Origin of the sequence: Micromonospora tarensis (assembly GCF_016803395.1) — a bacterium.
Taxonomy (GTDB): domain Bacteria; phylum Actinomycetota; class Actinomycetes; order Mycobacteriales; family Micromonosporaceae; genus Micromonospora; species Micromonospora tarensis.
On the sequence record NZ_JAEVHL010000059.1, the window covers coordinates 18,340 to 29,813 of the forward strand.

An 11,474-nucleotide genomic window follows, 5' to 3' on the forward strand; every position below is an offset into this window, starting at 1 on the left:
TGGTTGCGCACGCCGCGCTGGGCTCCACCGGGGGACCACGCCCGCTCACCGTTGCTCCCCCTCTGACTGGTCGACAGCCGGTAGGCTCGGCCCGTGGCCGCCACGATGACCGGGGAGCAACCGGGTCCCCGGCAGACGCGACGGGGTCTGGTCGGCACCCTGCTGGACCGATTCGGTCACCTCGTCCGCGAGCTGAGCAAGTTCGCCACCGTGGGCGGGATCGCCTTCCTCATCGACTTCGCGCTCTTCAACTATCTGACCACCAGTCGGGGCGTCGAAGAGCTGACCGCCAAGACGGTCTCCACCGTCATCGCGGCCTCCGTCGCCTTCGTCGGCAACCGGTTCTGGACCTGGCGGCACCGCCAGCGCAGCCACCCCGCCCGCGAGTACGCGCTGTTCTTCTTCTTCAACACGGTCGGCCTCGGCATCGCGGTGGCCTGCCTCGCCCTCAGCCGCTACGGGCTCGGCAGCATCTGGCCGGCCGTGTTCCAGACCCGCCTGGCGGACAACATCGCCAGCTACATCGTCGGCACGGGCCTCGGCACGCTGTTCCGATTCTGGTCGTACCGGCGGTTCGTCTTCGTCGAAGCGGGAAACCCGCCCCTTCCGCAGGTGCAGCCCGACCCTGATCACGGGGCGTGACCTGCCGCCCATCCCGTTCGGCCGGTGATCGCCGGCCGCACCGACTGCCCTAAGGTGTTTCGCATGCGTCTTGTCCGTCTGCTGCCTGAGCGCTGGCAGAAGTTCATCCACGAGGCGCTCAAGTTCGGCATCGTCGGCGGCATCAACACCGTCATCAATTACGCGGTGTTCAATGCCCTTGCACTGACCGTTTTCGTCAACGGTCAGTTGAAGGCGACCGTGATCGCGACCATCGTCGCCACCATCACGTCGTATCTGATGAATCGGCACTGGACGTACCGCGACCGCCCCAAGTCGGCGCTCCGCCGGGAATACGTCCTGTTCTTCCTCTTCAACGGTGCCGGGCTGCTGATCGAGCTGGGCGCGGTGGCGGCCGCGAAATACGGCCTCGGCGTCCACGGCCTGCTGGCGTTGAACCTGGCCAAGACCGTCGGTGTCCTGCTGGCCACGCTGTTCCGCTTCTGGTCGTACCGGACCTTCGTCTTCCAGCCCGTCGCACCCGCCGAGGACGCGGCGAAGGCCGAGTCCACCTGGCACGACATTCCACGCGACGAGTGGGACACGATGGCGGAGATGGACCCGGTCGCCGAGTTGGCGGAATCCGTGTCCGAGCTGGAGGAGACGGAGTCCGCGCAGCGCGCCGACTCCCCGCCCGGCACACCCACCCAGGGGCGGCCCGCGCGACTGAGCGTCAGCCCGGCCGCCGACCTGGACGCGGAACTCGCCGCGGAGCTGCACGTCAGCACCCGCCGCGCACCCCGCCGATGACGCCACCCGAGGGCCGCTCCGGCACCGGTCGCCCCGCTGAGCTGTTCTTCGAGGATCTGGTCCCGGGGCTCACCGTCGACCTCGGGGTGGTCACCGTGGACGGCGACGAGATGGTCGCCTTCGCCCGCCGCTTCGACCCGCAGTGGTACCACGTCGACCCCGAGCTGGCCGAGGCCAGTCGGCACGGCGGCCTGATCGCCAGCGGCTTCTACACGGTCAGCCTGTTCATGCGCGCGTACGTCGACCACCTGCTGTCCCGGGCGGCCGCCGACGCGTCCCCAGGCCTGGAGGAGCTGCGCTGGCTCGCCCCGGTACGCGCCGGGGACCGGCTCGCGGTCCGGGTCGACGTGATGGGCGCCCGGCCGTCGACCGCCCGCCCCGGGCTCGGCACCGTCAGCCTCACCGGCACCATGCTGCGCCTCGGCCCGGACGACCGGCCCGAGCAGGAGGTGTTGCGGACCCGCTTCCGTGGCTGGTTCGCGGTGCGGCCGGTCGAAGCGGACGCGACCGAAGCCGAGCTACCCGACGACGGCGCGACCGAAGCCGAGCTACCCGACGGCGGGGCACCCGCCGCCGAACCGGCCGCGATCAGCCCGCCCAGGGCCGAACCACCCGGCTGAGCCCGCCCCGTCACCACTGCGCGGGGGCGGGCTCAGCCTGTCCGGATCAGGTCGTGGTGTCGCGCAGCGACTTGCCGTCCTGCATGTCGGCCAGCATGTCGCGCATCTCCCCGTCGCCCAGCGAGTGCTTGTCGTGCTGCGCCTCGACCAGCTCGTACAGGGTGGTCTGCACCTTCCCGACGTTCGGTACGTCGGCGAGCACCGACTGGCCGCGCTCACCTGCCGACTCGATGGTCAGCGTCCCGCAGCCGAGCAGACGCTCGAGGAAACGCTGGTTCATCGAGTGGTCGTTGACCCGGGTGAGCGGAAGGTCGCGCCGGTCCCGGGAGAAGACACCCTGCTGGAGCAGCACCCGTTCGTTGGTGAACAGGTAGTGCGTGGTGCGCCAGACCAGGAACGGCCACAGACCGAGCCAGAGCACCGCGACCAGGCCGATCACCCCGATCACGGCGAGCGCGATCGAACCGCCGTCACTCTCGGGCAGCAGGAGCACGCCGACCACCACTGCGGCGATCGCCAGCACCAGCACCACGATCGGCCGGATCAACGCCTTCCAGTGCGGGTGTAGGTGCAGCACGACGTGCTCGTCCTCGGTGAGCACGTCTTCAGGAAACGCCACGGGGAACCTCCAACGCGATTTTCTCGACGCGCAGACGGTAAACCCCCCAAGCCACACCACAACATCCGCCACGCGGCCGCACCGCGTGGGGGGTCAGCGGAGGTGGAGCACGTCCCCGGCGGCCAGCGTGCGGTTGCCGGTGGCGGTGGTCACCTCCAATTGGCCGTTCGGGTCCACGCCGACGGCTGTCCCGGTCTCGGTTTCGCCGTTGGGCAGCAGCACGCGCACCTCGCGGCCGACCGTCGCGCAGGCGGCCAGGTAGGCGTCGCGCAGGCCACTGGCCACCGCGTCGCCGCCCGCCGAGCGCCACCGGTCGTACCAGTCGGCGACCGAGCGCAGCAGCGCCCGCAGCAGCGGGTCGCGGTCGGTGGCCGCCGCGCCGGCCAGCTGGAGCGAGGTGGCCGGCAGCCCGGTCGGATTCTCCGGCAGTTCGTCGGCGCGCAGCGTCACGTTGAGCCCGATGCCCAGCACGATGGCCGGCGGCTGGTCCGGCGTACGCCCGGGGACCGCCTCGGCCAGCACGCCCGCGCACTTCGCGTCGTTGATCAGCAGGTCGTTCGGCCACTTCAGGGTGGCGTCCAGCTCGGCCAGCCGGGCCACCGCCTCGACCAGCGCCACCCCGGCCAGCAACGGCAGCCACCCGTACCCGGTGGGTGCCGCCGGCAACCAGCCGCGGTCCGGCACCGCCTCGCCGGGCCGCAGCAGCACGCTCGTCGCGATGCCGGCCCGCGCCGGCGACTGCCAGACCCGGCCGCGCCGGCCCCCGGCCCGCGGTCTGCCGCTCCGCGACCACGACCAGCCCCTCCGGCTCGTCGTTCCGGGCCGCCTCGGCCACGTCGGCGTTGGTGGAACCGGTCTCGGTACGCAGCTCCAGCCGGGCCCACGGCCCGTTCGGCGCGACCAACGCGCGGCGCAGCCGGACCGCCGACAGCGGCGGTCGGTCCAGATCGGTGTACGGGGAGCCCGGCATTCCGCCAGCCTACGGCGGTGCCCACGGCGGCACTGAGGCGTACTGCACAGCGGCACCCACCTGAACCATCGTTATATTCCCTGGGTGACTACCGAGACCGGGACCAACATCCACAGCACTGCGGGCAAGCTGGCGGACCTGGAGCGCCGGGTCGACGAGGCGGTGCACGCCGGGTCGGCCCGCGCGGTGGAGAAGCAGCACGCGCGGGGCAAGAAGACCGCCCGCGAGCGGATCGAGATGCTGCTCGACGAGGGTTCCTTCGTCGAGCTCGACGAACTGGCAAGGCACCGGTCCACGGCCTTCGGGCTGGAGCGGAACCGCCCCTACGGCGACGGCGTGGTGACCGGCTACGGCACTGTCGACGGCCGGCAGGTCTGTGTCTTCGCGCAGGACTTCACGGTCTTCGGCGGCTCGCTCGGTGAGGTCTTCGGCGAGAAGATCGTCAAGGTGATGGACCTGGCCATGAAGATCGGCTGCCCGGTGGTCGGCATCAACGACTCCGGCGGCGCGCGCATCCAGGAGGGCGTCGTCTCGCTCGGTCTGTACGGGGAGATCTTCTTCCGCAACGTGCGGGCGTCCGGGGTCATCCCGCAGATCTCGCTGGTGATGGGGCCCTGCGCCGGCGGCGCGGTCTACTCCCCGGCGGTCACCGACTTCACAGTCATGGTCGACCAGACCTCGCACATGTTCATCACCGGCCCGGACGTGATCAAGACGGTGACCGGCGAGGACGTCGGCATGGAGGAGCTGGGCGGAGCGCGCACGCACAACTCCCGCAGCGGCAACGCGCACTACCTCGCCAGCGACGAGGCCGACGCTGTCGACTACGTCAAGGCGCTGCTGTCGTACCTGCCGTCGAACAACCTGGACGAGCCGGTGGTCTTCGACGCCCCCGCTTCGCTGGAGATCGATGACCAGGACCGGGAGTTGGACACCCTGATCCCGGACTCGGCCAACCAGCCGTACGACATGCACCAGGTCATCGAGCACGTCCTCGACGACGGGGAGTTCCTGGAGGTCCAGCCGCTCTACGCGCAGAACATCGTGGTCGGCTACGGCCGGGTCGAGGGTCGGCCGGTCGGCGTGGTCGCCAACCAGCCGATGCACTTCGCCGGCACGCTGGACATCGCCGCCTCGGAGAAGGCCGCCCGGTTCGTCCGTACCTGCGACGCGTTCAACATCCCGGTGCTGACCTTCGTGGACGTGCCCGGCTTCCTGCCCGGCACCGGCCAGGAGTGGGACGGCATCATCCGCCGGGGCGCCAAGCTCATCTACGCGTACGCCGAGGCGACCGTCCCCAAGGTCACCGTGATCACCCGCAAGGCGTACGGCGGTGCGTACGACGTGATGGGCTCCAAGCACCTCGGCGCGGACCTGAACTTCGCCTGGCCGACCGCGCAGATCGCGGTGATGGGCGCGCAGGGCGCGGTGAACATCCTCTACCGCTCCGAGTTGGCCGGCGCCGACGATCCGGCGGCGGTCCGCGCCGAGAAGATCGCCGAGTACGAGGACACCCTGGCCAACCCGTACGTGGCGGCCGAGCGCGGGTATGTCGACGCGGTGATCCCGCCGCACGAGACGCGTACCCAGATCGTCCGGGCGTTGCGTGTCCTCCGCACCAAGCGGGAGACCCTGCCGCCGAAGAAGCACGGCAACATCCCGCTCTGAGGCGGGTGTCAGCAGGGCGGATTGGCGGCGGCACACATTCGGGCCGCCGCCGCCACGGCGAGCTGCACGAGCTCGGCCTCGGTGCCGTCGTAGCCGAGGCGGAGCACCGAGACGGTGTCGCCGACCCGGACGACGGCCAGCAGGATCGGCGGCGGAACGTCACCGATCGGCTGTCCGGTCTTCACGTCCCTGATGGCCGTGAGCGAGTCCCGCAGGATGGCGGCATCGTCCCCGGCGAAGCCGCGCTGCGTCACCGCCCACCGGTGGACGGTCTCTATGGTGCTGATAACCCCTGCCGTCTCCAGGGGCCCGACGCTTCGCCAATCGGTGCACGGGGCGATCAGGTCGTCCAGACCGCTGAAGAACTGTGTGGCCGCCTCGGGCGTCAGCCGGAAGAGGTCCTGCGCGACCAGTACGTCGCCCTCCGTGCGAGGGCCCGCCGGGTGCTCCCGCAGCAGGGTCTGCGAACGGGACAGGATTGACGTCTGCCAGCCCTCCGACAGCCCCTGACTCGTCCGGCAGTAGCCGAGCTGGTGGTCCAGCCGGACCGGCTCCCCCAGACCCGACTGGCTGAGTTGCCAGGGGTATTTCGGCGGGGCGACCGGCTGCGTCACGTCGGTTGGCTGCAGGAGAGCGTCGGTGGTGATCTCGTGCTGGGTCGGCGAGGCGGAGGCGGCCGGCGGGGCCGGCGACGGCGTCTTCCTCGGCGCGGCGACCGCCGCGGCGGAGAGCCCGGCGAGGGCCAGCACGACGGTGGCCACCACGATGTTGCGCTGGCTGCGGCGACGAGCCCGGGAGCGGATCTCCTCCGGGCCGAGCCAGCGCACGTCCCGCAGGTCGCGGTGAATCTGCTCGACGAACGTCGGGTCGTCACGCATCGGTGGCCTCCTCCAGATCAGAGACGGCGAGCAGGCCGGCGAGCGCGGCGCGCCCCCGGGAGAGACGGGCCTTGACAGTGCCCACCGGGGCGGAGGTCTGCCGGGCGACCTCGGCGACCGGCATGCCCATCAGGTAATAGAGGGCGATGGCGACGCGTTGCTCCTCGGGCAGTCGGCGCAGGGCGGCGACCACCGCGACGGTGTCGGTGCCCGGCCCGGGAACGCTCTCGCTGGCCCCGTGCCGCAGATAGGCGCGGGCCCGGCTGCGCAGGCTGCGCCACCGGCTGACCGCGATCCGGCTGGCCACCACCCGCACCCACGCCTCCGGGTCGTCGTACCCGCTCACCGTCGACCAGCGCTGCCACGCCCTGACGTACGCCTCCTGCACGGCGTCCTGCGCCTCGCCCCGATCGCCGGTGAGGGCGTAGACGAACCCGAGGAGTCGTTGCCGACTCCCCCGGTAGAACTCGTCGAACCCGTCGACGTCCGGCACCTGGTACCTCCCCGTGTCGGTCGCTGGGAACACGCACCGGGCGGGGTGGTCGGTTGCCCGGGTCAGGTGATCATCTTCTCCAGCTCGGTGAGCGGGAACGCGCCGGCCGCGACCCGCTCCCGAGCCGCGCGGCGTACGGCCCGCTGCACGGCGACGTTCACCGGCGTCGGCACACCGTGCAGCCGGCCGAGCAGCGCGATCTCCCCGTTGAGGTGATCGACCTCGGTCGAGCCGGTGCCCCGAGCCAGGCTCTGCCAGGTGGAGCCGCCGGAGCGGGCCTCGCCGTCGACCGGGCGCTGCCCGACCAGGTCGCCGCGTTCGGCCTTCTCCTCCGCTGGTGAGGTGTGCGCGATGCCGGCGGCGGCGAGCGCGGCGACCCCTTCGGCGCGGACCCGCTCGACAAACGCGTCCGGGATGTCCCGGCCGAGCAGCGCCTGGAGGCCGTTGCCGAGATTGCTGAGCAGTTTGCCGTACTTCCAGCGCATGACGTCCTCGCGGACCGGGGCGACGAATCCGGCGGCGGTCAGGTCGGCGGCGATCGCCCGGTCGGTGTGGTCGGCCCCCGTGGGGTACCGCCCGATGTGCAGCATCCCGGGGTGCGGGTACCCGTTGGCGACCACCACTCCCGGGTCCAGGTGGGTGGCCGGCAACCAGACGCAGACCGGGTGCACGTCGGCGAAGAGCCGCAGCGCGGCCCGCTCGTTGGCCACCCCGTTCTGGGCGGTCACCAGCGGTAGGCGTTCGCCCGCCGTGCCGCCGCCGGCCACCGCCGCGTCCGCCCAGGTCTCCAGCGCGCCTGCGGTGTCCTGCGACTTGGTGGTGAGGACCAGCACCGTGTCCGCCGGCAGGGACGCGGCACCGGGGCCGGCCACCGCGGGGAGCCGGGCGGTGACCGCGCCGTCGGGCTGTCGCAGGGCCAGACCCCGGGCGCGGATCGCGTCCAGGTGGGCACCCCGGGCCACCACTGTCACGTCCCGGTCGGCCTGGGCCAGCCGTACGGCGATGGTTCCGCCGACCGCACCCGCCCCGATGATCACAAATCGCATGACCCCATCCTGCCTGCTCCTTTCCGGCGACGGTCAGACCGCCAGGCCGGCGTCGGTGAGGATCGGGCCGGCGAGCAGGAGCGCACCGGCGACCAGGGCGGCCAGGTTGACCAGGGCGAAGACGGTCACCCAGAAGAACGCCGGGAACGGGGTCAGCCCGGCGAGCTGGTCGGCGTCCGAGGCGGGCATCCGACCACGCGCGCGCAGCCGTTGCAGCTCGACCACCGGTCGCACCCCGCCGAGCAGCAGGAACCACACCCCGGTGTACGCGAACGCGGCCTGGACCTGCGGCGTCGCGTACCACGAGACGGCGAACACCAGCGCGCCGGTGACCAGCAGTGACACCACGCCGAAGGCGTTGCGGATCATGACGAGCATGGCGAGCAGCAGCGCCACCGCCACCCAGAGCAGCAGGGTGATCCGGTTGCCGCCGAGCAGCCACGCGCCGGCGAGCCCGACCAGCGGCGGTGCGACGTAGCCGGCGAGCAGGGTGAGGATCATGCCCGGTCCGGTGGGGCGACCGGCGGAGAGCGTCAGCCCGGAGGTGTCCGAGTGCAGCCGGATGCCGCGCAGCTTGCGGCCGGTGAGCAGGGCGACCAGGGCGTGCCCGCCCTCGTGCGCGATGGTGATGGCGTTACGGGCGATCCGCCACGGCAGCCGGGTGGAGACCACCACCAGCGCGACGGCCCCGGTGATCAGCACCAGCAGCGCTGGCGGGTCCGGCTGCGCGCCGAACAGGGTGTCCCACGTCTCGCCCAGGCCGTCGATCGACATCATGGGGCGCGAGCCTACCGGCGGCGTTCCGTGTCGCTCCCGAGGCACCGGCTCGTATCCTGTGAGACTGATCGGGTGGCGAGTGAAGCGGGAGGTGAGCGCCGGTGAGCACCGCACCTCTGGAGCCGCACATCGGCCTGTGGACCGAAGCCGACTATTTCGCCCTGGGCGAGACGTCTGACCGGATCGAACTGCTCGACGGGAGCCTGCTGGTGAGCCCTGCCCCGAGCCGACGGCACCAGCGTGTGTCGCGCCGGCTGGCGAACAGCATCGAGTCCGCAGCAGAGCCTCGCGGCCTCCTGGTCTACGACGCGATCAACGTCCGGCTCGGCGTCGACCGGGTCGTCATTCCGGACCTCGTGGTGACCGACGACGACGATGAGGGCACTTTTCTCGACGCCGACCGGGTGTGCCTGGTCGGAGAGGTCGTCTCGTCGGGCAACGCCGCCGCCGATCGCCTGCTCAAGATGCAGCTCTACGCCATCGCGCGAATCCCCTGGTACCTGCTTGTCGAGCAGGACGGGGACGGGCACTCGTTGCGGCTGTACCGGCTCGACGGTGAGCACTACGTCGAGGACCAGATCGCCAAGGCCGGCGAGACGTTGGCAATCGTCGAGCCGTTCCGCTGGCAGCTCGACCCGGCCGCGCTGCGCTGAACCGTTCCACTCTCGTCACCGGGGCGACCGACCCCCGTCGATGAAGCTTTCTTCAGCCGCTATTGCGATCTAGGGCACTTATCTCCAAAGATGGTGGTCGATAGAACGACGTCCTTGGAGGCACTCATGGCCCGTACCTCGTCATCGCTGCGCCGCGCGCTCGCGGCCGGCCTCACCGTCCTCGCCACCGCGGCGGCGGCCCTGGTCGCGACCGCCGGACCGGCGGCCGCTGCCACCACCGCCGGCATCGACGTGTCCCGTTACCAGGGCAGCATCAACTGGACCAGCGTCCGCAACTCCGGCATCGAGTTCGCCTTCATCAAGGCGACCGAGGGCACCAGCTACAAGGACCCGAACTTCAACACCAACTACGTCAACGCGTACAACGCCGGGGTGATCCGGGGGGCGTACCACTTCGCCCGGCCGAACATCTCGGCCGGCTCGACCCAGGCCAACTACCTGGCCTCCAACGGCGGCGCCTGGTCGGCGGACAGCCGCACCCTGCCGGCCGCGCTGGACATCGAGGCCAACCCGTACAGCGGGGGCTACTGCTACGGGCTCAGCACCACCGGGATGCGCAACTGGGTGCAGGACTTCCTCAACACCTACCGCTCCCGCACCGGCCGGTACGCGGTCATCTACACCACCACCAGCTGGTGGAACCAGTGCACCGGCAGCTGGACCGGCCCGTGGGCGAACCACCCGCTCTGGCTGGCCCGCTGGTCGAGCACGCCCGGCGCCCTGCCGGCCGGCGCGTCGGTGTGGAGCTTCTGGCAGTACACCAGCACCGGCGTCGTCTCCGGGATCAGCGGCAACGTGGACCGCAACTACTGGAACGGTGACCGGAGCCGACTGATCGCGCTGGCCAACAACACCTGACCGGGCCGTTGGCGGCAGCGGGATCGACGGTCACCACACGGTCGACAATCGGTCCGGCTGCCGCCACACCACCGGGTACGGGGTCAGGCCCGCCGTCGACTCAGGGCCGGCACCGGGGCCTCCTCACGAGCCAGCGCACCCCGCCGGGTGAGCCGCCACGCGCCAACCCCGCAGACGGCGACGATCACGACGCTGAGCAGTGCGATGAACGCTGGCATCCCCGCGGCGACCAGCAGCAGGACCGCGTCGCCGAACGCGACGAGCATCCACAGTGCCAACCGGGGGCGAGCGTCCCTCCGTCGGTAACCCATGTCGTACCTCCTTCCGTCGTCGAAGGTCATTTACCCCCGACGACGGAAAGTCATGCGAATGAGTTTCAGTCCTTGCGGTCGGGCACGAAGCCCTTGGCGATCCGCTCGAAGTTCGGCAGGTTGGCCTGCCAGTCCTTCTCCGCGATCTCCCACCGCAGCGCGTAACCCCGGTTGCTGGCCGTCACGAACCCGCGGTTACGAACGTGGATCCGCTGCCCGTCCCGGGTCTCCAGCCACTCCCAGTCGCCGCAGGTCTTCCAGAAGTCGCAGGCCTTGATGCTGAGGTACTGGTAGTTATTGACGCGACTCGCGCGGTTGGGCTCCTGCTCCCGCCAGTCCGCGACCGCGTCCTTCGCCGGAGTGCTGGTCCACTGGACGAGCAGCTCACCGGGGCCGTTGGACTCGTCGAAGACAACCGTGTCGCCGTTGACCTGGCTACGCACCCAACCGTCGGGGATCGGCAGGGCGAAGCCGGCCGGGTCCCGGTGCAGCTTCCAGCCCGCCGGCAGCGCGTTCGGGTCCACCGAGGGGGTGGCCGACGGCGTCGGACTGGGCGCACCGCTGCTGGGCGGCGGCGGTGCCGCCGCGGCCGTGGTCGGCGCGGCCGCCGACGTCGCACCGGCGCTGGTCGGGTCGCCTGCGGGCTCTCGCCGTCACCATCGCTGAGCATCGGAACGAGCACCGCGAGGCCGATCAGCAGCAGGGCGACAACCGCCCCGATCAGCAGGTTACGGCGGGTGTTGTTCGGCTTCGTACCGTCCGACAGCGGCACCGGTGCGCGACCGGTCGGACCCACCGGCGGCATGAGCGACGTCGGGGCGGTCGGCTTGCGCTGTTCCGGAGCGGGCGGCGGACCGTCGACAACCGTCGGCTCGTCGTCGGCGTTCGCCGTACCGTCGCCGGTCCGGTCGACCTCGGCCGAGACCTTCGCGGTCGGCTCGGCATCGGAGGTGCGGTCGGTCGGGGCGGTCGGGGCGTCCGACACCAGAGCGGTCGGATCGGCGTCCGCACCGGACGGAACGACAGTCGTCGGCGTGGCGTCGGCGGCGGAAGCCGGGGCAGCGGCTGGGGCCGAGGTTGCGGCGGGAGCCGGGGTTGCGGCTGGGGTCGGGGTTGCGGCTGGAGCCGGGGTTGCGGCGTCGGCGGCGGA

13 protein-coding genes and 1 pseudogene are annotated in these 11,474 nt (G+C 71.3%); 6 read left to right on the forward strand and 8 right to left on the reverse strand.

What is annotated here, in order from left to right; all coding sequences use genetic code 11:
- The first annotated feature begins 105 nt into the window (after nucleotides 1-105).
- From JM949_RS14450 to JM949_RS14460, 3 genes are all read left to right on the forward strand, one after another.
- Nucleotides 106-642, forward strand: a complete 537-nt coding sequence (locus JM949_RS14450; RefSeq protein ID WP_203149016.1) for a GtrA family protein — start codon at nucleotides 106-108, stop codon at nucleotides 640-642.
- 63 nt (nucleotides 643-705) lie between these two features.
- A complete protein-coding gene (locus JM949_RS14455) occupies nucleotides 706-1,410 on the forward strand; it encodes a GtrA family protein (protein WP_203149017.1) in 705 nt (234 codons plus the stop codon).
- Nucleotides 1,407-2,030, forward strand: coding sequence for a MaoC/PaaZ C-terminal domain-containing protein (locus tag JM949_RS14460; RefSeq protein ID WP_203149002.1), 624 nt, complete (start codon nucleotides 1,407-1,409; stop codon nucleotides 2,028-2,030). The genes JM949_RS14455 and JM949_RS14460 overlap by 4 nt, the downstream gene beginning before the upstream one ends.
- 46 nt (nucleotides 2,031-2,076) lie before the next feature.
- On the opposite strand, the gene JM949_RS14465 is transcribed toward JM949_RS14460, so the two are convergent.
- Both JM949_RS14465 and JM949_RS14470 read right to left on the reverse strand, forming a co-directional pair.
- Complete coding sequence (locus JM949_RS14465; protein ID WP_203149003.1) at nucleotides 2,077-2,649, reverse strand: PH domain-containing protein; 573 nt, start codon at nucleotides 2,647-2,649, stop codon at nucleotides 2,077-2,079.
- 93 nt (nucleotides 2,650-2,742) lie between these two features.
- Nucleotides 2,743-3,619: pseudogene (locus tag JM949_RS14470) on the reverse strand (biotin--[acetyl-CoA-carboxylase] ligase).
- 84 nt (nucleotides 3,620-3,703) lie between these two features.
- On the opposite strand from JM949_RS14470, the gene JM949_RS14475 reads away from it, so the two are divergent.
- The gene (locus JM949_RS14475; RefSeq protein WP_203149004.1) at nucleotides 3,704-5,287 is read left to right on the forward strand and encodes an acyl-CoA carboxylase subunit beta; all 1,584 of its coding nucleotides are present in this window, start codon (nucleotides 3,704-3,706) and stop codon (nucleotides 5,285-5,287) included.
- An 8-nt stretch (nucleotides 5,288-5,295) separates the two neighbouring features.
- On the opposite strand, the gene JM949_RS14480 is transcribed toward JM949_RS14475, so the two are convergent.
- From JM949_RS14480 to JM949_RS14495, 4 genes are all read right to left on the reverse strand, one after another.
- Nucleotides 5,296-6,165 carry a hypothetical protein gene (locus JM949_RS14480; protein ID WP_203149005.1) on the reverse strand — a complete coding sequence of 290 codons (870 nt, stop codon included), beginning with the start codon at nucleotides 6,163-6,165 and terminating at the stop codon, nucleotides 5,296-5,298.
- The gene (locus JM949_RS14485; RefSeq protein ID WP_203149006.1) at nucleotides 6,158-6,658 is read right to left on the reverse strand and encodes a SigE family RNA polymerase sigma factor; all 501 of its coding nucleotides are present in this window, start codon (nucleotides 6,656-6,658) and stop codon (nucleotides 6,158-6,160) included. The genes JM949_RS14480 and JM949_RS14485 overlap by 8 nt, the downstream gene beginning before the upstream one ends.
- A 62-nt stretch (nucleotides 6,659-6,720) precedes the next feature.
- Nucleotides 6,721-7,704 (reverse strand): ketopantoate reductase family protein, encoded by a 984-nt coding sequence (locus JM949_RS14490; protein ID WP_203149007.1) that lies wholly within the window; start codon nucleotides 7,702-7,704, stop codon nucleotides 6,721-6,723.
- 33 nt (nucleotides 7,705-7,737) lie between these two features.
- Complete coding sequence (locus JM949_RS14495; protein WP_203149008.1) at nucleotides 7,738-8,481, reverse strand: M50 family metallopeptidase; 744 nt, start codon at nucleotides 8,479-8,481, stop codon at nucleotides 7,738-7,740.
- A gap of 101 nt (nucleotides 8,482-8,582) precedes the next feature.
- Between JM949_RS14495 and JM949_RS14500 the strand changes: the two genes are divergently transcribed.
- The gene (locus tag JM949_RS14500; protein ID WP_203149009.1) at nucleotides 8,583-9,134 is read left to right on the forward strand and encodes a Uma2 family endonuclease; all 552 of its coding nucleotides are present in this window, start codon (nucleotides 8,583-8,585) and stop codon (nucleotides 9,132-9,134) included.
- Between the two features lie 126 nt (nucleotides 9,135-9,260).
- Nucleotides 9,261-10,013, forward strand: a complete 753-nt coding sequence (locus JM949_RS14505; RefSeq protein ID WP_203149010.1) for a GH25 family lysozyme — start codon at nucleotides 9,261-9,263, stop codon at nucleotides 10,011-10,013.
- An 83-nt stretch (nucleotides 10,014-10,096) separates the two neighbouring features.
- Here the strand turns inward: JM949_RS14505 and JM949_RS14510 are convergent, their stop codons facing one another.
- A complete protein-coding gene (locus JM949_RS14510; RefSeq protein ID WP_203149011.1) occupies nucleotides 10,097-10,324 on the reverse strand; it encodes a hypothetical protein in 228 nt (75 codons plus the stop codon).
- A gap of 65 nt (nucleotides 10,325-10,389) precedes the next feature.
- A complete protein-coding gene (locus JM949_RS14515) occupies nucleotides 10,390-10,848 on the reverse strand; it encodes a hypothetical protein (RefSeq protein ID WP_203149012.1) in 459 nt (152 codons plus the stop codon).
- Nucleotides 10,849-11,474: the final 626 nt, after the last annotated feature.